The organism is Exiguobacterium sp. HSB13 (genome assembly GCF_056764755.1).
On the sequence record NZ_JBUZOM010000003.1, the window covers coordinates 101173 to 121577 of the forward strand.

Genomic DNA, 20405 nt, shown 5'->3' on the forward strand with positions numbered 1-20405 from the left:
TGAGACTACGTCTCCGGAGTTCGTAACCTCCTCCGTTACAAAAACTAGGAATGGAAGTGTACATTATGAAAAACGAACGTGCTCTTGTCGTCTTTAGTGGCGGCCAAGACTCAACGACTTGCTTGTTTCAGGCACTGAAACAATACGAAGAAGTCGAAGTCGTGACGTTTAATTACGGACAACGTCATGCACAAGAACTTGAAGTCGCACGCGACATCGCCTCTGAGCTCGGTGTCAAACACCATGAGCTTGATCTCTCTCTTCTCAGTCAACTGACGAGTAACGCCTTGACTGACCACAGCCAAACCATCACGACGAACGAAGATGGTCTTCCTTCTACTTTCGTAGATGGACGGAACCACCTGTTTCTTTCGTTCGCAGCCGTCCTTGCGAAAGGACGCGGAATCCGTCATATCGTCACTGGCGTATGTGAAACGGACTTTTCCGGTTACCCTGACTGCCGTGATGCCTTCATCAAGTCACTCAACGTGACATTGAACCTTGCGATGGACTATCCATTCGTACTTCACACGCCACTCATGTGGCTCGACAAAAAAGAGACGTGGGCGCTTGCCGATTCGCTCGGTGCATTTGATTTCGTTCGAAATCGCACGTTGACGTGTTACAACGGCGTCATTGGAGATGGTTGCGGCGAATGCCCAGCCTGTGAATTACGTAAAAATGGCTTAGATGCATACATCAAGGAGGTTCAACACACATGACATTCAATTACGAAGCACCTGAAACGGTCGAGCGCCCGACTGGCGACTCGCTTATCTATACAAAATCCCGCGTCATGATCGTTAAAAAATTAACGTTCGATGCAGCGCACCATTTATATGATTACGATGGAAAATGCCGTGCCCTTCATGGTCACACGTACCATGTCGATATGGGGATCAGTGGTTTTCTGGATCACCGCGGTATGACACTCGATTTTGGTGATCTTAAGAAAATCTTTAAAACACATCTCGAACCACTTCTCGATCACCGTTATTTAAATGAATCATTACCATACATGAATACGACAGCTGAAAACATGGCGGCTTGGATTTTCGAGACGCTCGGACAACACCTCCCAGACGAACGTGGACTCCGTGTCGAATTCGTTAAACTCTATGAGACACCGACTGCTTTTGCTGAAGTTCGTCGTGAGTGGATGAACGAAGCATGAGTGCCTTAACGAAAACACCAAAAATTCCGGTTCTCGAGATTTTCGGACCAACATTTCAGGGAGAAGGACGATCGATTGGTCAAAAGACGATGTTCGTCCGGACCGGCGGATGCGACTACTCCTGTTCGTGGTGTGACTCCGCCTTCACATGGGATGGCTCTGAAAAACCAGAACTCTTGACGGCAGAGACGATCGTGGAACGCCTTGATGCACTCGGCTCTTACGGACATGTCACGATTTCTGGTGGGAATCCGTTACTTCATGCATCAATCGGCACACTGGTTACGGCATTAAAAGAACGAAACATCACGATGTCCGTTGAGACCCAAGGTTCTTACTGGCAAAATTGGTTGCTTGATATCGATGATGTCACCCTTAGCCCTAAACCACCTTCAAGCGGGATGAAGATTGATTTCGATCGGTTGGATGTCTTTTTCAAACGTTTACCGGAACAACAACGTGCTGTTAAAATCGTCATCTTTAATGAGGAAGACCTTGACTTCGCGGCGATGATTTCAGAACGATATGCGCTAAAGACGCTTTATCTATCGCTCGGTAATCCTGATCCGCACGAAGAAGGAACGATCGCTCCGCGCATGCTACATGATTTAAAAACACTATGGGAACGCGTTGCTCGTGATGAACGCTTTAATCATGCGCGCGTCCTACCACAACTACATGCCCTCGTTTTCGCGAACGATCGTGGCGTCTAAGGAGAAATGATTCATGCGACCTGAAGATTTAAACGACTTATCGTTACTCGGCCAAAAAGCCGTACCATATATTTTTGAATACCAACCAGAAGTTCTCGAAGCATTTCCGAATCGTCACCCTGAGAATGATTACTTCGTGAAATTCAATGCACCAGAGTTTACGAGTCTTTGTCCGATCACGAATCAACCGGACTTCGCGACAATCTACATCTCGTACATCCCAGACGAAAAACTTGTCGAATCAAAATCACTGAAGTTGTACTTATTCAGTTTCCGTAACCATGGTGATTTTCATGAGAACTGCATCAACGTCATCGGAAAGGATCTCGTGAAATTGATGGAACCTCGCTACCTTGAAGTATGGGGCAAATTCACGCCACGCGGTGGAATCTCAATTGATCCGTACTACAATTATGGGAAGCCTGGTACAAAATACGAACAAATGGCAGAGCACCGTCTATTCAATCACGATCTCTATCCTGAAACGATCGATAATCGTTAAGACGACTAAAAGAGGAACAAGGGGAAATCCCTTTGTTCCTCTTTTTTAATACTCATCAACTAGATGGAAGGTCGATCAAGGACGTGCTATCATGCTGACGGATGACCTCAGGTGGCCAGATATGCCGAATTAAGTGATCCGAAGGGACATGTAAGACACGGGCCAGTCGCTCAATCATTGAAAATGAGGGATGGGCAATGCTACTTTCAATACGCTGGATCATCTCAGGTGTCGTCTCAGTTAACTCTGCTAATGTATGCTGATCTAACTGATGACGTTCTCGTAATGTACGAATTCGCTGTCCGTACTGTCCGATCGGTTGAATCCCTTCTTTCATCCGCTTCAAACATCCTTTCTTCTTTTAAAACTAGACAACGTTCACTGTAGTCTTATTCCCACTTTTTTTAAATCTGAATACCTTTCCGAACTACCAATTTTTAATCAAAATAAAATTTCAAATATTTTTCTTGTAAAACACTAGCTTTTTAAAAAGTTATCGCTTACAATTCTATATGCAAACGGTTGCATTAATCGCTTACATTATTGCACTGTTCTTACACACATATTAGAGAAAAAGAGATACAAAAGGAGTGAATGATCTTGAAAAATGCTATTTCGTTCGATTTTTGGCAAAAACTCGGTAAAGCGTTGATGGTCGTCATCGCTGTTATGCCTGCTGCAGGAATCATGATCTCGGTCGGGAAACTGATCGGCATGTACGGAGGCGATATCGCGTTAATGCAAACGATTGCTCGAATCGTTGAAGATTTAGGTTGGGCCATCATTACGAACCTTCACGTCTTGTTCGCCGTAGCGATTGGTGGATCATGGGCAAAAGAACGTGCTGGTGGTGCGTTCGCAGCGTTACTCGCCTTCATTTTGATCAACCGCGTCACAGGAGCTATCTTCGGCGTCAACGCTGACATGATCGCGGATCCAAAAGCAACGGTCGATTCATTGCTTGGTTCTGAGCTCATCGTAAAAGATTATTTCACTTCAGTTTTGGGGGCACCTGCTCTCAACATGGGGGTATTCGTCGGAATCATCTCTGGTTTCCTTGGTGCTGTTCTCTTTAATAAATTTTATAACTTCAGTAAATTGCCAGATGCGCTTGCATTCTTCAACGGAAAACGTTTTGTTCCATTCGTCGTTATCGGTGGATCAGTCGTGGCAGCATTCGCCTTATCACTCGTTTGGCCGTTCGTTCAAGGCTTATTAAATGACTTCGGTCGCTGGATTGCCTCTTCACGTGATTCTGCACCGATCATTGCACCGTTCGTATACGGTACACTCGAGCGTCTATTACTTCCGTTCGGTCTTCATCACATGTTGACTGTACCGATGAACTACACGGAACTCGGTGGAACGTACAAAATCCTGACAGGTGCTGCTCAAGGATCGACGGTTGCGGGTCAAGATCCGCTTTGGTTAGCTTGGATCACTGACCTTGTTAACTTAAAACAAGCCGGTAACACACAAGGATACAATGACTTAATCAACAGTGTCGTTCCTGCTCGTTTTAAAGAAGGACAAGTCGTCACATCACTTGCTTCATTGATCGGTATTGCTGTTGCAATGTACATGTCAGTTGATGAAGATAAGAAGAAAGCATACAAACCTGTCTTCTTATCTGCTGGACTTGCAGTCTTCTTGACAGGTGTCACGGAGCCAATCGAATTCATGTTCATGTTCATCGCTCCTGTTCTTTACGTCATCTACGCTGTATTGACGGGTGTTGCCTTCGCACTAGCAGATGTCATGCATCTTCGGATTCACGCATTCGGTGCGATCGAACTCTTGACGCGGATTCCATTGATCGCAAAAGCTGGTTTAATTGGTGATTTAATTCGTTTCATCGGTGTCTGTGTGTTCTTCTTCTTCTTGAACTTCTTCACGTTCCGTTTCGTCATCAAGAAGTTCAACTATGCGACACCAGGTCGTAACGGGAACTATCTGGACGATATCAACGTATCTACAACTGAAGCTTCAGGTGAGGCTGCTGCGACATCAGCTCCTGCCGACGGTTCGCAAGCTTCACAAATCATCGATTTGCTTGGTGGACAGCAAAACATCGAGGACGTCGATGCCTGCATGACGCGTCTTCGTGTCACTGTCAAAGATCCAGCGCTTGTTGCAAAAGAAGCAGACTGGAAAGCAAACGGTGCACTTGGTCTGATCCTTAAGAACAATGGCGTGCAAGCCATCTACGGTCCAAAAGCCGATATCTTAAAATCAGATATCCAAGACCGGATCGGCGCATAAACCTGCGAGATTAGGGAACTACCTAAAGGTGAAGCTCTTTTATAAGAGTTTCACCTTTCTTATTTGAAAAACCAGGAGGACCACTCATGCGTCTACTCACATTAAACTGTCATTCGTGGCAAGAAGAACAACCACTTGAAAAATTAAACCAGATCGTCCAACAAATTCTCGCTCAAGATTATGATGTCATCGCACTACAAGAAGTGAGTCAATTGATGGATACACCCATCGTCTATGACGATGTGCGCAACGATAACTTTGCCTATTTGATCCAGCAAGCGTTAAAAGACCAAGGTCAAACCTACTCTCTCGTCTGGGATTTTGCTCATATCGGCTATGATAAGTACGAAGAAGGACTCGCTCTTTTGACGAAACATCCAATCTTAAAATCGGATAGTTATTATGTCAGCCGCAGTCAAGATACATTCGATTGGAAATCGCGAAAAATCGTTCGTGCGACGATCCAAGTCGACGGAACACCGATTACGTTCAATACATGCCATCTTGGCTGGTGGGCAGATGAAGTCGAACCGTTCCAGGAACAATTCAATCATTTGATGGCTCGGATGGATCCACTCGAATGGACATTCTTCCTCGGTGATTTCAACAACGATGCCTTAGAACGAAATACAGGTTATGACTATATGATGCAACGGGGATTGCACGACGTTTTCCTTCTAGCTAAGGAAACGGTCGGAATTGAGACGATCAATGGCAACATCGATGGATGGGAAGACAATCAACAAGGATTGCGGATCGATCTTGTCTTATCGAATCGGAAAATTGACGTCGAACGCGTCGGTGTCGTGTTTGATGGGATTCACGGACCGGTCGTTTCCGATCACTACGGGGTTGAGGTCGATATTCAAATTCAAAAAAATGAAAATTGATTGTTGACAACGCTTTCTTTTCTCCTTTATGATGAAATCAAATCAATAGTGCGGATTGTGACAGTACGGCTGGCAAGACCGAAATGACGCCTCCTTAGGAGAGGTGTCGTTCGGTCTTGCCTTTTTTTGTCTCATTCAGCACGTTTCATGAAAAAGGAGGACTTTTCCGATGGATTATCAACAAACTGCTAAGCGTGTGCTCGAACTCGTCGGTGGACGCGAGAACATCATCACTGCTGCTCATTGTGCGACGCGTTTACGTCTTGTCTTGCATGATGAATCAAAGGTCGATCAAGCAGCACTTGAAGACTTAGATGGTGTCAGCGGCGCCTTCTCAAGTTCTGGTCAATACCAAATCATCTTTGGAACCGGTACCGTCAACAAGGTATTTGCTGCGTTTGCACCACTTGCCGGTGTAAAGGTCGATGGAGAAGAACCACTCGACGTTAAAAAGGCTGCATCGCAAAAATTAAATCCGTTCGCCCGTCTTGCCCGCTCGCTCTCGAACGTCTTCGTTCCACTCATTCCGGCAATCGTCGCAGCTGGTCTTTTAATGGGATTACTCGGTATGATCAAGGCCTTCGGTTGGGTTGACGGTGATTCACCGATCGTCCAACTACTGGATATGTTCTCGTCTTCTGCCTTCATCATCTTACCGATTCTGATCGGTTTCTCGGCAGCCCGTGAATTCGGTGCGAACCCGTACCTCGGTGCCGTCATCGGGGGAATCATGACACACCCGTCCCTCTTAAACCCTTGGACGCTCGGTAATAGTGATCCGGAAGTCATGAAGTTCCTCGGAATGAACATCGAGTTGATCGGTTATCAAGGAACGGTCTTCCCGGTTCTCTTAACGGTTTGGGTCATGGCAAAGATTGAACAACAAGTTCGGAAGCGGACGCCAGAAACACTCGATCTACTTGTCACACCATTCGTCACTGTCCTCGTCACTGGATTCTTGGCATTGATCGTCATTGGTCCGATTGGAACGTTACTCGGAAAAGGCATTTCATTCGTACTCGTCTTCTTCTATGAGCAGTTCTCAGTCGTCGCCGGTCTTCTCTTCGGTGGACTTTATTCGACAATCGTCATCACCGGGATGCACCACAGTTTCCATGCCATTGAGGCAGGATTACTTGCCGACAAGAGTATCGGAAAGAACTTCCTCTTACCGATTTGGTCAATGGCGAATGTCGCTCAAGGTGGTGCTGGACTTGCCGTTTACTTCTTAACGAAGAACGTCAAACTCAAAGCACTCGCCCTACCGTCTGCGTTCTCGGCCTTTCTCGGAATCACGGAACCCGTCATCTATGGCGTTAACTTACGTCTTGGAAAACCATTCATCGGTGGTGCCATTGGTGGTGCGATCGGTGGCGGTTATGTCGTCTTGACACAAGTCGCTGCGAACGCTTATGGATTAACTGGAATTCCAATGATTGCGATCGTCGCGCCACTCGGTGCATCAAACCTGATTAACTATCTCGTTGGGTTCGCCATTGCAGTCGTCACTGCTTTCATCTCGACTGTCGTCTTGATGCGTCTCGATGCACGAAAACAAAAAGAAACGGACGTTGCTGCTTAATCCTTCATGCGACCAAACCGAGTCCTCGGGCTCGGTGGTCGCATTTGTCGGTTCGCAAAGCGCCGGAGTTCGCTTTATAATAAAAGAAAAGACCGGAAAGGAGGACGTCAGGCTGATTATTCATAAGATCCTCAATAACAACGCTGTTGTCGTCAAAGAAAATGGACAGGAACGCATCGTCATGGGACCAGGCATTGCTTTTGGAAAAAAGAAAAAAGATCCGATTCAAGCGACGAAGATCGAAAAAATGTTCATCCCGTCATTTGAAAATGCAGAACAGTTCAAAGAGATTCTGACAACGACACCACTCGAGATCATTGATTTATCGGAACGGATCATCTCGCATGCAGAAGGTGAGCTTCAGACACCGTTTCATGACTATATTCATGTCAGTCTGACGGACCACCTTGCTCACGCCGTACGATTAGCACGTGAACAACTCGTCGTGCATAATCGATTGGCAGAAGAAATTCGCCTTTTGTATGGACCGGAGTATGCAATCGGAGAATGGGCAGTTCTTGAAATCGAGCGTGCTTTACAGGTCACGCTACCGAAAGAAGAAGCGGCGAATATCGCGCTTCACTTATATAATGCACGTCAAACGCATCCGAACATGGCTACTGCATTACAAACGGTCACGTTACTCAATGAACTACGTGAACAGATCGAAGTCTTTTTTGGACAAACGATCGAGACCTCATCGATGACGTATTATCGTTTCTTTACGCATATGAAACTGGTCCTCGCCCGGATTGAACAAGGAGAAACCTTACACGACATGGATGATGTGATTTTATCTGCCGTCAAAACACGTTATGCCGAGGCTTATGCCTGTGCGAGTCAAATGGGCAATTGGTTGACTGTCGAACTCGATACACGTGTACCTGAATCAGAAATCGGCTATATGGCTTTACACATCGAACGGATTCGTCCGGATCTTGAAAGGAGTTCTACGTATGAAAATCTTTAGTTTAGGGGAAGCATTGATTGATTTGATTCCTCTTGATGCTGATAACATGACGTTTCAAAAAAATCCTGGAGGTGCTCCTGCCAATGTCTCTGTCGGACTCGCTCGATTAGGTGCTGATAGTTATTTTCTTGGAGCTGTCGGTGATGATTCGATGGGGCACTTCTTGAAAGATACGTTACATCATTATGGTGTTCGTACCGATCATCTCGTCCACGATTCGACGCAAAAAACAGGACTTGTGCTCGTTACGAACGGTCAGGGTGGAGAGCGATCGTTCGAGTTCATCAACGCGGAGCGCGCTGATATGCAATTCCACGAAACGCATGTCCCAGAGGATTTCACGTCCGTCGATTTATTACACATCGGTTCGATCTCTTTAATCACTGGAGAATCCGTCAACGCGACACGAAAAGCCATCGCACGTGCAAAAGCACACGAAGTACCCGTCTCTTACGATCCGAACTTACGAGAGTCGTTATGGCCGAATCTTGACGAAGCGCGGACGACGATTCGGTCTGTCCTACCGGATGCACAAATCGTCAAACTTGCTGAGGAAGAATTGACGTTTCTAACTGGACAAACGAATCTTGATGACGGGGCTGCTGAATTGTTAGCTGAATATCCGATTCGTCTTCTTGCCATCACGCGAGGAAGTGAAGGATCGATTCTCTATACGGATCGTGCGATGGCTGTCATCGATGCGATTACGGTCGACGCAATCGATACGACAGGTGCTGGAGATGCCTTCATGTCCGGTTTACTCTACCAGTGTGCGTTACGCGATTTTTCATTTGATTGGTCTGAAGATGAACTTCGCGACATCGGTCGGTTCGCAGCAATTTCAGGCGGACTTGCTGCTTCTGTCAAAGGAGCGATGGCTGCTTTGCCAACGCTTGACGAAGTCGCTCATCGCTTGAGTTAAATCGATGACTCATTAGAAATAAGGATGGAGAGATTCCGGACTCAGTGCCGAAATCTCTCCATCCTTTTCGTTTGATTGATGAATCGTTTATTCACTAAGAGCATCGATTAAGGTGTATCGATAAATCGTTTGATTTCATCTAATGACTCGTCCTGTTGTTCTTTTGGCGTTAATGGGCTACTATTGTCTCCCTTTTGTCGACCGTACATACCAAAGTTTGCATGGTTCCCTTGCTTGATTTCATGGAATACCGCATCTTTTCGAACGTCCTGTTTACTTTTTTCGATATCAGCGACGGGTAAGACACCATCTCGTCCACCATAAATCGTCAATGAGGGTACATCAATCGAATCAATCGGATAGGACGCGAGAAAAACGATCCCCTTAATTTTCGGATGTTGTTCGACGATCGTCGAAGCCGCGCTTCCGCCGAGCGAATGCCCGATCAGATACCACTTTTTGACCTGCGGATATTCCTCGATGATAGCGAGTCCTTTGTTTGAGTCAAGCAACGCAATCCGAAACGGTAGCTTCGGGATGACGACGAAGTGCCCGTCTTTCGCTAGTTGTTTGCCGTAATAACTGTAAGCCGCTGCATCGACTTTTGCTCCTTGATAAAAAATGAATCCGACGTCACTCGCCTCTTTCCCGAACGTCACTTCACGGGGTGTCTCTGTTTCAACGTAAGATGTCGCTTGCGAGGAAGCATCATAATCGAACTGTGCCCAGATCATGAAGGCACATACAAGCAGTGCCAAGAGCGCAGCAATCGTTCCGATGATTCGTATCGTCCACTTTTTCATGTCATTCCCTCCCGTTACCGTTATACTCCATATTATGTGTTGAATCACATATGAAAACAAATATTAGAATTTTCAGTCATTGTAAGCATCCCTATCTCTTTTTCATGAATTGGTTTAAGATGAAACCAATATTGTTTTTTCGAAAGGAGATTCACGTTTTGCCGCGTACCCTTGTGTCTACGATTCAATGGTTTTTATTCATCATTTGTACCAACATTGCCCCGCCCCTTGCCATCGCAGCATCGTTTGAACTCTCGGGTGCCGAGACGCTTTCCTTCTTATCTCGTTGTCTATTCGTATTTGCCATCTTAAGTCTCTTTCAAGTCCTGCTCGGACATCGTCTACCGATCATGGAAGGTCCTGCTGGAATTTGGTGGGGTGTATTTGCTCTCTATTCGTCGATTGGTGTCACATTGTACGGTAGTTATTCAAACACGTTACAGTCGCTTGGATTCTTACTCCTACTCAGCGGCATCATCTGTATCATCTTGACGGTAACCGGTGTCTTACGGCGCTTAGTCCCTCTTTTTACACCGCAAGTCATCGGTGTCTATATGCTGTTGCTGTCGGCACAACTGTCCGGATCCGTCATGAAAGGATTGCTCAATATCGAGGATGGACGAATTCAAGTATTACCTGCCGTCATCTCGATTCTGACCGTCTTGATCTCGCTTTATTTAGAACGCAGTGATCGCTTACGCCAGTATGCTTTATTGATCACGCTGCTCGTCGGTTGGAGTATGTTTGCATTAATCGGTCGTGCCGAGATGCCAAGCTTTGATGGTCCACTGTTCACTTTACCGAGCTTGTTGCCGTTCGGCGGTATTCATGTCGACTGGAGCTTATTACCGACAGCTCTCATCATCTCGTTATTATTAATGACGAACGTCTTAGCGAACATCAAGGTCATCGAACGGATCATCAGTGCCAAGCGTGGTGAGACCGTCAAAGGACAAGTCGGAACAGCTGGTATCACGGCTGGTATCGGACAACTCTTCGCTGGTCTGTTCGGTACGGTCGGTCCTGTCGCCATTTCCGGCACGGCTGGGTTCATCGCCTCAACGGATAACACAGACCGCAAAGCGTTCGTCTATGCGAACATCACGTGTCTCTTCCTTAGTATCGTGACACCATTCGTCGGATTGATCGCTAAAATCCCCGTCGCTGTCGGTTATGCGATGGTCGCACCGATCGTTGCCGGCATGGCAATCATCGGCGTCACGGAAGCAGCCCGTGACTTGAATCGCCAAACGGCGATGATCACGGTTGGTCTCCCGGTCCTCGTCGGTATCGGTGCATTGTTACTACCGAAAGGAGCAACGGCCGATTTACCACCACTTGTGACGACCCTGATGTCGAACGGTCTCGTCCTCGGAACATTGGTCGCCTTGCTTGCAGAAGGGTTACGCCATATTCGGACGAACGATTAATAAAAAGACGCTTTCTCAATCGAGAAAGCGTCTTTTTCATGCATCAGCGAATGCCGCGCATGTATTTTTGAAGTTTTGGTGCGAAAGCGAACAAGAGTAATCCGAAGATGACGGCAACGATACCCGTGATACCGAAGTACAAAATCTCCGTGTCATTCGTGTAGTATTTAACGATTTGTGCGTTGACCGCTTGACCCGTTGCGTTCGTCAAGAACCACAAACTCATCGTTTGCGCTGAGAAGGCTGCCGGCGCCAGTTTTGTTGTTGCCGATAGACCGACTGGTGACAAGAAGAGCTCACCGATGACGACGAGGAAGAAGCTCAGTGCAAGCCAGAGTGGACTAACTGATGTCTCAACACCGAACAGGATACCTGGTAGTGTCATGACGATGAATGAAAGTCCGGCGAACAGAAGACCAAACGAGAATTTTTGCATCGTCGTTGGTTGACGGTCACCGAGTTTGACCCAGAAGCTCGCAAACACAGGTGCTAATACGATGATGAAGAGCGGATTCAACGATTGGAAGAACGCTGGTTGAATCTCGAATCCTAAGAATGAAAGGTTCGTCCGTTCACTTGCGAAGATGGAGAGGACGTATGAACCTTGTTCTTGGATTGCCCAGAAAATCGCTGCTGCGATGAAGAGCGGAATATACGCAATCAAACGTGAGCGCTCATCATCCGTGATCTTTGGACTACGAAGCATGACTGTGAAGTAAGCAATCGGAATCAAGATCCCGAGAATCGTAACCATTAAAGTAAAACGAGAAATCGTCAACAGTCCTGTCATCGATGCAACAACACCGAGTACAGCAATCACTAAGACAACGATTGATGCAATCGTGATGAAACGTTTCTTTTCGTCCCCTTTTAATGGGTTCAAGACGTACGTACCCGCTTGACCGAGGTTCTTCTTTTTCGTCAAGACGAAGACGACGAGCCCTGCGAACATTCCGATGGCAGCGAGTGCGAAACCAGCATGGTATCCGCCGCGGTCAGCCACTTCACCGACGACGAGTGGTGAGAGGAATGCCCCAGCGTTGATCCCCATGTAGAAGATACTAAAACCAGCATCGCGACGGTTATCCGTCTTGCTGTACAAATCACCAACGATATTCGATACGTTCGGTTTCAAGAAACCAGTACCGATGACGATGAGTCCCATCGAGATGAAGAGGGCTGTAATGCCTGCTGGTAAAGCAAGGACGATATGCCCTAGCATGATCAAGATACCACCATAGAAGACGGTCCGTGACGTACCGAGTAAACGGTCAGCTACCCATCCCCCAATGATCCCTGACATGTAGACGAGCGAACCATAAACGGCCATGATTGACGCAGCTGTCGTCTTATCGATACCTAGACCACCGTTGGCAACTGAATCGTACATGTAGAAGATAAGGATGGCACGCATGCCATAGTAGGAGAAACGCTCCCAAAACTCAGTGAAGAAGAGGGTGAACAACCCTTTCGGATTCCCGAAGAATCCTTTTTGCGGAACGGTCTTGTAGACCTGATCGCGATCAAACTCTGCCATATGATCGGCTCCTTTCATCAATCCTAAATAAGTGCATAATCCATCATCTTTTCCCGCTTTCCCCAAACGATAAGCGTGACGAAACAGATAGGATACGAATACACTGTTTTGCCTGAATTGTCTCACTTCTTTTTTTATATATGAGACAGCACTTTACCATTCAACCGCAAATCATTTGATGAGTCAAATATTATTTACGTTACAAGAATAACAAAAAGAGCAGTCGATTACTCGACTGCTCAGGATTGCATCTGTTTCGATTCGATGATTGTAATTCCAGGCGGTGCATGTAACGTTTCACGGATCATCGCCGCAGCGACTTGACCAGCTTCGATCGGAGCAATGGCACTCCGCTTCAACAAGGGGCGTAAGACCGTCGAAATTTTCGCAGCCGCTTGTTCGCCGAAGCGGAATTCATCTCGATCCCCTAGCAACAATGACGGTCTAAAAATCAATAACGCGTCATATCCGAGTACACGTAATCCGTTTTCCGTGTCCCCTTTTACGCGATTGTAGAAGGTTTTGGCATTCGGATGGGCACCGAGCGCCGAAATCAAGGCAAATCGTGTCGCCCCGAGGTCTAACAATTCACGACCAAGTTCAATCGGATATGTGTAGTCAACCTGACGAAATGCCTCTTGCGATCCTGCTTGTTTGATCGTCGTGCCCAGTGCACAATAGACATGGTCGACGACAGGTAATTCAATTTCTGTCACACGATCAAAATCAATCACCCATTCTTCCAATTTCGGATGAAAACGGCGCATCGGGCGGCGAACGAGAACATGTACCTCGCTGTATGCATCTTCTGCCAACAAACGATCGACGAGTTCTTGTCCGACTAGACCAGATGCTCCTAAAATTGCTGCTCTCATACGTTTCTCCCTCCTTCATGCTGTCGACCAATTGGTACGAAATAGGAACGGTTTCCAGTGATCCGTTCTCCGGCACGTACACCGATCGCACTTGGTCTTCCTCCTAAAATAAAGACACCGTACATATACGCGACTTCTCCCTCTTCCCGAAGTGAGTACGTCGGTAATTCTTGATATGCTTGATAAACAGCCGGTTGATCACGAAACGTATGCTGTTCGTTTTTTAGCATGATATTTCCGCGTTCATCATGGACCGTCACAGTATCTCCCTCACGCCCGAAGATCGGTTTTTTAACGAATGATCGCTGACTTGAAATGAATGGATCAGCGGATAAGTATGTCGGTAAAAAATAACGCGCAATCATCATGTGGTCCGTTTCGCTCAAGTACGGATGATTGGTTTCATGCAACATCCAAATCAATGCAAGAACCGACTTGGCTTGCATTAAAAAGGCAGACGGCGGATTGATGATTTCGAGTCGCCCTGTCTCAACGAGTTGCAGGAGTAATTGTCCTAAATTTCTTCCGTCCTCATCCCGGTCAAGTAAGGCCATCTCGATCGGAAAGGTTTGACGATATAAGATATCGATTCTTTTACCTGCCTCATCGTACAAACCTTCTTCCGGACGAATCTCTAAAGCATGAAGTGGACAGTAGGTCGCATCACTCCAAAACGACTGCAAATACTCAGCCGTCAACCGATCCTCGATATGGTCACCATGTGAGGTGAAGACGACGTGCGGATGCTGTTTCGTCCGATGTGTCGCGGCTTCGATCGCACGACGGACCGTTGCCTTCAGCCATTTGTTTTCCCCATCGTTGACCCGTTCAAAACCTTGTTTTTCCGCTACGACATCATTGACTTCAAATACTTCCTTAATGAAAGTCGGCGTATCCGCGTTCCATTCCATGAGTGAAATACGATTTGCCGTCGCAATGAAATCAAAGCGTCCGATGACGGTCAACGGTCGCATCGTCTCGAGTCGTAAAAAAGCGAGACTTTCAACTGGAAAGCCAAGCTCGAGCAGCGCCTCATCATCCATCGACCGAAGAATCGGAAGCACTTTCTCAAATATCTGGTAAACTTCTTGCGCTGCGATATGCAGTTGATCGATTCGTTCGTCCGAGATGGGCATGATTTCCGTCACAGCGTACGGTTCCCCGTCCAGCACATCCCAAAAACGATCAATGTCTCCATAAAACGTTTGCCGCTTGTTCATCCGCCGAAAAAGCCGGAAGACGAGCCTGTTCCGAATCCTTTTGTCTTCGTGTTATAGCTTTTCACTGCTTTTGATTTCGGGGTATATCCTTTTGTTCGCATCGCACTATGCATCAAGGCACGGGATGCGAAATAACTACCACCCCAGTAATAGAATCCTGAATGGGTCGACGAGCTATCATCACAGTACCAAACGCCTTCATCATTATCGTATTCATAGTCATCACAATCCGGATCGTCTGGTCGTTCCGCTCGTGCATCATCCGATCCGCAACCACTCAGTGTCGTTCCAATTAACAGTGTTGCAGCTAATGTCGCTTGTTTCATCCAATTCACCGTCTCAGTCCCCTTTCCATTTACTCTCGTTATGGATAGTATACGCTTTTTCAGAGAGAAAAGTTTCTTTGTTCTACCGGAACTTTTTTTCTCCGAACGTGGTAATAGTATCTATAGAACAAAAAGGAGGATTTACGCATGTCACTTGCCTATTATGTTGAAGAAAATGATGAATTCCATCCGATTTATCAATACGATCGCTATGCAATTGAGCCAGAAGAGATCATCGCCCATCAACTCTGTGAATTCCATATCATCGAAGGACATCAATATGAGCTTCGTTCCAATGAAATGGCAGGCGAATACGATCAATTGATCGTCGACCATATCAAAGCATCGCCCCGTGCAACGGAAGAGCGCGTGTATCCACCTCATCAAATCCACATTGAATTCAGAAAGTATCTATCAGATAGTGCCCAACCGCTTTTAAAAACATCAACGGTTCCGAACCATGTTCAAGCGATGCGTTTCTTGATCAAGGACAAGATCGAAGTCGAAGGTCACGGCATTTTCGAGCGTGATAGCTGTGAAATCGATATCGATCGCAATTGTTACGTCGTTTATCTCGCAGATACACTTTAAGAAGTAAAATCAAGTCTCTTCATTTCCAAGAGACGTTTTTTTTGGCATACTAGAAGGTAAGAACGAATCAATCGAGGTGAACGAACATGAGTGAACAACCAAAAAAACTATCATTGCAAGAAGCAATGGTCGAACGCTTGAAAGCAAAAAAACAAGCGCAAACAAAACGTCCGACTGGCTTACAAGGGACACAAACAAAACAATTGACGAGCCAACAGACGAAAAAAGCAAACAACCAGAAAAAACGGACAGGCGTCTAAATCACAGGAATTCATGAAATAAGGAGTAATTATGAGTATTTTAACGGTATCTAACTTAAGTCACGGATTCGGTGACCGCGCCATTTTCGAAAATGTCTCCTTCCGCCTGTTAAAAGGCGAGCACATCGGTCTCGTCGGTGCGAACGGTGAGGGAAAATCGACGTTCATGAACATCATTACGTCGCAACTTGAGCCGGATGATGGAAAAGTCGAATGGGCGAAGCATGTCCGTGTTGGTTATTTGGATCAGCATGCTGTCCTTGAAAAAGGATTAACGATTCGAGATGCACTTAAAGGCGCATTCCAGTACATGTTCGACATCGAACAGGAAATCAATGATCTATACGGTAAAATGGGCGAAGTCGAGCCAGAAGAACTCGAAAAGATGCTCGAAGAAGTTGGTGTCTTACAAGATATTCTGTCGAACAATGACTTCTATACGATTGATGCAAAAGTCGAAGAAATCGCGCGTGGTCTTGGTCTTGATGAGATCGGACTCGACCGAGATGTACAGGAACTCAGTGGTGGACAGCGGACGAAAATCTTGCTCGCAAAACTACTACTCGAAAAACCAGATATTCTCTTACTCGATGAGCCGACCAACTATCTCGATGTCCAGCATATCGAATGGTTGAAACGTTACTTGAATGAATACGAGAATGCGTTCATCTTGATTTCGCACGATATTCCATTCCTCAACAGTGTCATCAACTTGATTTACCATATGGAAAATCAAGAATTGAATCGTTATGTCGGTGACTACGATAACTTTGTCACGATCCATGAAGCGAAGAAAAAGCAACTTGAGTCTGCGTTCAAGCGTCAGCAGCAGGAAATCTCTGAGTTGAAAGACTTCGTTGCCCGGAACAAGGCCCGTGTCTCGACACGGAACATGGCGATGTCACGTCAGAAGAAGCTCGATAAGATGGATGTCATCGAACTCGCGCAAGAACGTCCACAACCAGAATTCCACTTCCTCCAAGCACGGACACCAAGTAAATTGATGTTCGAAGCAAAAGGTCTCGTCATCGGATACGATGAGCCACTTTCGCGTCCTCTCGATCTCACGATCGAACGCGGACAGAAGATTGCCTTGCATGGTGCGAACGGGATCGGGAAATCGACGTTGCTCAAGAGTTTGCTCGGTGAAATCCCAGCTGTCTCGGGTGTCGTTGAGCGAGGAGAAAATCTGCACATCGGTTACTTCGAACAAGAAGTTAAAGAGAAGAACTCGAATACGTGTATCGAAGAGATTTGGAATACGTTCCCGTCTCTGACACAACAACAAGTGCGCGCCATGCTCGCGAAGTGTGGTTTGATGACGAAACACATCGAATCGAAAATCGAAGTGCTCAGCGGTGGGGAAAAAGCGAAAGTCCGTCTTTGTAAATTGATGAACACGGAATCGAACATCCTCGTACTCGATGAGCCGACGAACCACTTAGACGTCGAAGCCAAAGAAGAATTAAAACGTGCGTTACAAGAGTACAAAGGAACAGTCTTGTTGATCTCACACGAACCAGAATTCTATGAAGCTGTTGCGACAGACTTATGGAACTGTGAATCATGGACGACAAAAGTATTCTAAGCGACGCTTTACAAAAGATGGGATGCCCAAAAGGGTATCCCATCTTTTTAGTTCACACACTTAATCATTGCACGATTGTGCATCTTCACGCACACTAAGACTTAGAAAATGATTATGAAGGAGCGTGTTTTTTTGGAAACGATCACGAAAAAAGCAACACTATCCTATCTCCATGTTCCAAGCGGTGGTTCAGAACAGTTGATTGCCCGTCTCTATTCACCTGAACACACAGAGGATGCTCCACTGATTGTCCTCTTCCACGGATTTCCCGGGAAACAGTTGAATATGGACTGGGCAGTTCAACTTCAAAGCGCAGGATACCATGTACTCGTCACGTCATATCGTGGAACGATTGGAAGTCCCGGAACATTCCGATTCCAGCATGTTTTGGAAGACGCAACTGCCACATTACAGTACGTCTGCTCAGAGTCTTTCACTACCGAACATGGCATCAAGGCAGATCAGATCACCGTCGTTGGTCATAGCATGGGTGGCTTCGCCGGTCTGCATGCTTTTGCTGAGACACCAGAGGCTGCGCATTATGTCGGGATCTCTCCGTTTAATTTCGGTCTCGTCGGTCAGCTCGTCCTTGAACATCCAGAATACGAAGCTGCGCTACACGGTGTACTCGAGCGAGGAGCTGCTTTCCTGAATGATGCCGATGCTGACGCGTTACTCGACGAGTTGAAGCACCATCATACGACTTGGAACTTACTGACGCTAAAAGAACGTCTAGCCAATCGCTCGATGTTGCTTATGACGTCAGAACGGGACGAAACGTCGATCAAAGCACTCCATCATGACTTACTACTATCAGACAGCCCGTTCGAGGAAGCGATCGTCGATAGTGATCACAACTATATCGAGAATCGGGATGCTGCCTTTAACGAATGGACGTCTTGGCTCGCACGACAATGAAAAGAGCGCTCAGCGTACGACTGAGCGCTCTTTTGCTGAAGTTCGAGTCCGTTGAACAGGACGGATCCGCATCCGGTATAGGACGAGCGTAAACATCGTCAGTGTTGAGACAGCGTACCAAATCGTCGTAAACAGAGTTCCCGTATCCGTACCGATGAATAGACCGTGTACCGTCATTAATAGCCAAGCAGGTAAGACGAGCCAGTGTGTCAATTTCCAAAGCGTCTTGCCTAGCGTCTCCTTTAAGAAATCCGAAGTCACAAGAACGAACCCGAATAAGTAGAGACTGATCGTTCCTAACGCATTCCAGAGTGGTTCATAAGAAGCTTGCCCCGGAATCAGGACCTCAAAAATCGTCAGTGGTGCGTATGAATCGACGATGATGAGCGTCGCATGTAAGACGATTGCGAGTAAACCTGCCCAGCCACTATATAAATGCACGTGATGCAGTCGTGCTTTTTGTTTTTTGAGTGCCGGGTAGGAACCGAGCAATCCAGCTAAGACACAAATCGTCATGAAGAAGTGCCCACTTAATCCACTCAATCGAATCATCGTCCATGTCGAGAACAACCATTTCATCCAGTCCATATCTCACTCACTCCTTTCTGTTCACTTCGCCATTCCCCAGCAGTATCCAAGATCAATAATCGTCCTTTCGGAAACCAACGAAATAGCTTTTCTTGACGTTCTTCCTTTGTCATCTGAAAGGCAAGCTTCGTCATAACTTCGGCTTCATAGAGTTGTGGCGCTGATGCGGTCACTTGAAGAATCGGACTTTTCGTCGGACGCCCTGTTCGTCCATCTAACAAATGATGATGCGTCTGTCCGTCCGTCTTCCATGATCGATAGACACGGTTCGATGTCGCAATCGCGCCTTGTCGTAATTGCACATCAGCGACGCGTTGTTCGGTCTCAGGATGCGTGATTGTGATATTCCAAGGTTCCTCCTCGGACCAGACGATGACGTCACCTCCCGCTTCAATCAATCCACGACTCCAGCTTTTTCGTAGTCGCTGCGCTGCGATCATCGCGGCAGCTCCTTTTCCGATGCCACCTAGATCGATAAAACCGCCTCCGACTCGAGTCACGTCACACCCTTCGATGATGAACGGGGCGATTTCTGGTGGAGCAACCTCTTCATAAGCGACGGATTTTGTGAAGGGAAATGATTGGCGGTAGCCATTGGCTTGTTGTTGTGCTAACAGAAATGGGGAAAAATAACGCTCGGTCTGCTCGAAGTATCGTGTGGCGCGGGCAAGTAGACGGGCTAACGGTAAGGACACAGATAACGTGTTGCCGATCCGTAAGCGATTCAATCGACTGACTTCACTTTGTTCATCAAAGCGTGACCACTGTCGATCCACATAATGAAAGAATCGGACAAGTTCCTCCCACTCTGCTTCATCAATCGGTCGATCCGTCACGAACCGCACCTGATTATGCATCGCATACAATTGTCGCTCCATCTTCCTCCTCCTTACCTCGAATGGCTGGACTGACCGTCACTCGATCCACCCGGTTGACTGAAGCCAGACGATTCATCACCTTGCCATTGATCGTCATCGTCTTCTTCGTAATATCCATCATCCTCTTCGTATTCGCCTTCATCATCATCGCTATATTGATTTCCTTGAGATGGTAGCGTCGTATCATTCGAATACGTATCGCTTGTCGAAACAGGTGTCGTCGAGGAATCGTTCGAGCTGACACTCAACTGACCAATGGCGAGTCCGATGAAAACGGAACTGCTAAGTCCGACAAGCCATTTCGCAAATGGTTTTGGTTTCATCTGTTTCCGCTCCCTTCTTGTTACGTTTACTGTATCGAAAAAAACTGACAACT

Annotated in this window: 23 protein-coding genes; 14 read left to right on the forward strand and 9 right to left on the reverse strand. The window is 46.6% G+C overall.

What is annotated here, in order from left to right; translation table 11 throughout:
- Positions 1–65: 65 nt before the first annotated feature.
- The 4 genes from queC to queF are packed head-to-tail and all read left to right on the forward strand — an operon-like array spanning position 66 to position 2389.
- The gene (queC, locus tag ACZGCQ_RS14090) at positions 66–722 is read left to right on the forward strand and encodes a 7-cyano-7-deazaguanine synthase QueC (RefSeq protein ID WP_023469723.1); all 657 of its coding nucleotides are present in this window, start codon (positions 66–68) and stop codon (positions 720–722) included.
- Entirely contained in the window at positions 719–1174 is a 456-nt protein-coding gene (gene queD / locus ACZGCQ_RS14095) for a 6-carboxytetrahydropterin synthase QueD (protein WP_023469724.1), read from the forward strand. Before queC ends, queD begins: the two co-directional genes overlap by 4 nt.
- Entirely contained in the window at positions 1171–1887 is a 717-nt protein-coding gene (gene queE / locus ACZGCQ_RS14100; RefSeq protein ID WP_336798674.1) for a 7-carboxy-7-deazaguanine synthase QueE, read from the forward strand. The genes queD and queE overlap by 4 nt, the downstream gene beginning before the upstream one ends.
- A gap of 13 nt (positions 1888–1900) precedes the next feature.
- On the forward strand, positions 1901–2389 hold the full coding sequence (gene queF / locus ACZGCQ_RS14105; protein WP_023469726.1) for a preQ(1) synthase: 489 nt from the start codon (positions 1901–1903) through the stop codon (positions 2387–2389).
- Between the two features lie 55 nt (positions 2390–2444).
- Here queF and ACZGCQ_RS14110 read toward each other — a convergent pair whose 3' ends face one another.
- Positions 2445–2726 (reverse strand): helix-turn-helix domain-containing protein, encoded by a 282-nt coding sequence (locus tag ACZGCQ_RS14110; protein ID WP_029342924.1) that lies wholly within the window; start codon positions 2724–2726, stop codon positions 2445–2447.
- A gap of 257 nt (positions 2727–2983) precedes the next feature.
- On the opposite strand from ACZGCQ_RS14110, the gene ACZGCQ_RS14115 reads away from it, so the two are divergent.
- The 5 genes from ACZGCQ_RS14115 (at position 2984) to ACZGCQ_RS14135 (ending at position 9015) form a co-directional block, all read left to right on the forward strand.
- The gene (locus ACZGCQ_RS14115) at positions 2984–4651 is read left to right on the forward strand and encodes a PTS transporter subunit IIBC (RefSeq protein WP_023469728.1); all 1668 of its coding nucleotides are present in this window, start codon (positions 2984–2986) and stop codon (positions 4649–4651) included.
- An 86-nt stretch (positions 4652–4737) separates the two neighbouring features.
- Positions 4738–5541 (forward strand): endonuclease/exonuclease/phosphatase family protein, encoded by an 804-nt coding sequence (locus ACZGCQ_RS14120; protein WP_481266638.1) that lies wholly within the window; start codon positions 4738–4740, stop codon positions 5539–5541.
- Positions 5542–5710: 169 nt separating this feature from the next.
- The gene (locus ACZGCQ_RS14125) at positions 5711–7123 is read left to right on the forward strand and encodes a sucrose-specific PTS transporter subunit IIBC (protein WP_023469730.1); all 1413 of its coding nucleotides are present in this window, start codon (positions 5711–5713) and stop codon (positions 7121–7123) included.
- Positions 7124–7157: 34 nt separating this feature from the next.
- Positions 7158–8093 carry a PRD domain-containing protein gene (locus ACZGCQ_RS14130; protein WP_481266639.1) on the forward strand — a complete coding sequence of 312 codons (936 nt, stop codon included), beginning with the start codon at positions 7158–7160 and terminating at the stop codon, positions 8091–8093.
- Complete coding sequence (locus ACZGCQ_RS14135; protein ID WP_481266640.1) at positions 8080–9015, forward strand: carbohydrate kinase family protein; 936 nt, start codon at positions 8080–8082, stop codon at positions 9013–9015. The genes ACZGCQ_RS14130 and ACZGCQ_RS14135 overlap by 14 nt, the downstream gene beginning before the upstream one ends.
- Positions 9016–9122: 107 nt before the next feature.
- Here ACZGCQ_RS14135 and ACZGCQ_RS14140 read toward each other — a convergent pair whose 3' ends face one another.
- The gene (locus ACZGCQ_RS14140) at positions 9123–9818 is read right to left on the reverse strand and encodes an alpha/beta hydrolase (RefSeq protein WP_481266641.1); all 696 of its coding nucleotides are present in this window, start codon (positions 9816–9818) and stop codon (positions 9123–9125) included.
- Positions 9819–9976: 158 nt separating this feature from the next.
- Here ACZGCQ_RS14140 and ACZGCQ_RS14145 point away from each other — a divergent pair, with 158 nt between their 5' ends.
- The gene (locus ACZGCQ_RS14145) at positions 9977–11248 is read left to right on the forward strand and encodes a purine/pyrimidine permease (RefSeq protein WP_481266642.1); all 1272 of its coding nucleotides are present in this window, start codon (positions 9977–9979) and stop codon (positions 11246–11248) included.
- Positions 11249–11291: 43 nt separating this feature from the next.
- On the opposite strand, the gene ACZGCQ_RS14150 is transcribed toward ACZGCQ_RS14145, so the two are convergent.
- The 4 genes from ACZGCQ_RS14150 to ACZGCQ_RS14165 form a co-directional block, all read right to left on the reverse strand.
- A complete protein-coding gene (locus tag ACZGCQ_RS14150) occupies positions 11292–12785 on the reverse strand; it encodes a peptide MFS transporter (protein WP_481266643.1) in 1494 nt (497 codons plus the stop codon).
- 239 nt (positions 12786–13024) lie between these two features.
- Positions 13025–13660, reverse strand: a complete 636-nt coding sequence (locus ACZGCQ_RS14155) for a Rossmann-fold NAD(P)-binding domain-containing protein (RefSeq protein ID WP_481266644.1) — start codon at positions 13658–13660, stop codon at positions 13025–13027.
- A complete protein-coding gene (locus ACZGCQ_RS14160) occupies positions 13657–14880 on the reverse strand; it encodes a glutathionylspermidine synthase family protein (protein ID WP_481266645.1) in 1224 nt (407 codons plus the stop codon). Before ACZGCQ_RS14160 ends, ACZGCQ_RS14155 begins: the two co-directional genes overlap by 4 nt.
- Complete coding sequence (locus tag ACZGCQ_RS14165; protein WP_029342931.1) at positions 14877–15206, reverse strand: hypothetical protein; 330 nt, start codon at positions 15204–15206, stop codon at positions 14877–14879. The genes ACZGCQ_RS14160 and ACZGCQ_RS14165 overlap by 4 nt, the downstream gene beginning before the upstream one ends.
- 147 nt (positions 15207–15353) lie before the next feature.
- On the opposite strand from ACZGCQ_RS14165, the gene ACZGCQ_RS14170 reads away from it, so the two are divergent.
- The 4 genes from ACZGCQ_RS14170 (at position 15354) to ACZGCQ_RS14185 (ending at position 18563) form a co-directional block, all read left to right on the forward strand.
- Positions 15354–15797 (forward strand): hypothetical protein, encoded by a 444-nt coding sequence (locus tag ACZGCQ_RS14170; RefSeq protein ID WP_029342932.1) that lies wholly within the window; start codon positions 15354–15356, stop codon positions 15795–15797.
- Positions 15798–15883: 86 nt separating this feature from the next.
- Positions 15884–16057, forward strand: a complete 174-nt coding sequence (locus ACZGCQ_RS14175) for a hypothetical protein (protein ID WP_197499335.1) — start codon at positions 15884–15886, stop codon at positions 16055–16057.
- A 31-nt stretch (positions 16058–16088) separates the two neighbouring features.
- Positions 16089–17645, forward strand: coding sequence for an ABC-F family ATP-binding cassette domain-containing protein (locus tag ACZGCQ_RS14180; protein WP_053452073.1), 1557 nt, complete (start codon positions 16089–16091; stop codon positions 17643–17645).
- A 132-nt stretch (positions 17646–17777) separates the two neighbouring features.
- The gene (locus tag ACZGCQ_RS14185; protein ID WP_481266646.1) at positions 17778–18563 is read left to right on the forward strand and encodes an alpha/beta hydrolase family protein; all 786 of its coding nucleotides are present in this window, start codon (positions 17778–17780) and stop codon (positions 18561–18563) included.
- A 9-nt stretch (positions 18564–18572) separates the two neighbouring features.
- Here the strand turns inward: ACZGCQ_RS14185 and ACZGCQ_RS14190 are convergent, their stop codons facing one another.
- The 3 genes from ACZGCQ_RS14190 to ACZGCQ_RS14200 are packed head-to-tail and all read right to left on the reverse strand — an operon-like array spanning position 18573 to position 20352.
- A complete protein-coding gene (locus tag ACZGCQ_RS14190; protein ID WP_481266647.1) occupies positions 18573–19151 on the reverse strand; it encodes a hypothetical protein in 579 nt (192 codons plus the stop codon).
- Positions 19139–20029, reverse strand: coding sequence for an FAD:protein FMN transferase (locus ACZGCQ_RS14195; protein ID WP_481266648.1), 891 nt, complete (start codon positions 20027–20029; stop codon positions 19139–19141). The genes ACZGCQ_RS14190 and ACZGCQ_RS14195 overlap by 13 nt, the downstream gene beginning before the upstream one ends.
- 11 nt (positions 20030–20040) lie before the next feature.
- A complete protein-coding gene (locus ACZGCQ_RS14200) occupies positions 20041–20352 on the reverse strand; it encodes a hypothetical protein (RefSeq protein WP_481266649.1) in 312 nt (103 codons plus the stop codon).
- Between the last annotated feature and the right edge of the window lie 53 nt (positions 20353–20405).

Bases quoted from the DNA above. Each gene is read 5' to 3' on its own strand.
- queC (WP_023469723.1), top strand. From the start codon at position 66: ATGAAAAACGAACGTGCTCTTGTCGTCTTTAGTGGCGGCCAAGACTCA.
- queD (WP_023469724.1), top strand. From the start codon at position 719: ATGACATTCAATTACGAAGCACCTGAAACGGTCGAGCGCCCGACTGGC.
- queE (WP_336798674.1), top strand. From the start codon at position 1,171: ATGAGTGCCTTAACGAAAACACCAAAAATTCCGGTTCTCGAGATTTTC.
- queF (WP_023469726.1), top strand. From the start codon at position 1,901: ATGCGACCTGAAGATTTAAACGACTTATCGTTACTCGGCCAAAAAGCC.
- ACZGCQ_RS14110 (WP_029342924.1), bottom strand. From the start codon at position 2,726: ATGAAAGAAGGGATTCAACCGATCGGACAGTACGGACAGCGAATTCGT.
- ACZGCQ_RS14115 (WP_023469728.1), top strand. From the start codon at position 2,984: ATGATCTTGAAAAATGCTATTTCGTTCGATTTTTGGCAAAAACTCGGT.
- ACZGCQ_RS14120 (WP_481266638.1), top strand. From the start codon at position 4,738: ATGCGTCTACTCACATTAAACTGTCATTCGTGGCAAGAAGAACAACCA.
- ACZGCQ_RS14125 (WP_023469730.1), top strand. From the start codon at position 5,711: ATGGATTATCAACAAACTGCTAAGCGTGTGCTCGAACTCGTCGGTGGA.
- ACZGCQ_RS14135 (WP_481266640.1), top strand. From the start codon at position 8,080: ATGAAAATCTTTAGTTTAGGGGAAGCATTGATTGATTTGATTCCTCTT.
- ACZGCQ_RS14140 (WP_481266641.1), bottom strand. From the start codon at position 9,818: ATGAAAAAGTGGACGATACGAATCATCGGAACGATTGCTGCGCTCTTG.
- ACZGCQ_RS14150 (WP_481266643.1), bottom strand. From the start codon at position 12,785: ATGGCAGAGTTTGATCGCGATCAGGTCTACAAGACCGTTCCGCAAAAA.
- ACZGCQ_RS14155 (WP_481266644.1), bottom strand. From the start codon at position 13,660: ATGAGAGCAGCAATTTTAGGAGCATCTGGTCTAGTCGGACAAGAACTC.
- ACZGCQ_RS14160 (WP_481266645.1), bottom strand. From the start codon at position 14,880: ATGAACAAGCGGCAAACGTTTTATGGAGACATTGATCGTTTTTGGGAT.
- ACZGCQ_RS14165 (WP_029342931.1), bottom strand. From the start codon at position 15,206: ATGAAACAAGCGACATTAGCTGCAACACTGTTAATTGGAACGACACTG.
- ACZGCQ_RS14170 (WP_029342932.1), top strand. From the start codon at position 15,354: ATGTCACTTGCCTATTATGTTGAAGAAAATGATGAATTCCATCCGATT.
- ACZGCQ_RS14175 (WP_197499335.1), top strand. From the start codon at position 15,884: ATGAGTGAACAACCAAAAAAACTATCATTGCAAGAAGCAATGGTCGAA.
- ACZGCQ_RS14180 (WP_053452073.1), top strand. From the start codon at position 16,089: ATGAGTATTTTAACGGTATCTAACTTAAGTCACGGATTCGGTGACCGC.
- ACZGCQ_RS14190 (WP_481266647.1), bottom strand. From the start codon at position 19,151: ATGGACTGGATGAAATGGTTGTTCTCGACATGGACGATGATTCGATTG.
- ACZGCQ_RS14195 (WP_481266648.1), bottom strand. From the start codon at position 20,029: ATGGAGCGACAATTGTATGCGATGCATAATCAGGTGCGGTTCGTGACG.
- ACZGCQ_RS14200 (WP_481266649.1), bottom strand. From the start codon at position 20,352: ATGAAACCAAAACCATTTGCGAAATGGCTTGTCGGACTTAGCAGTTCC.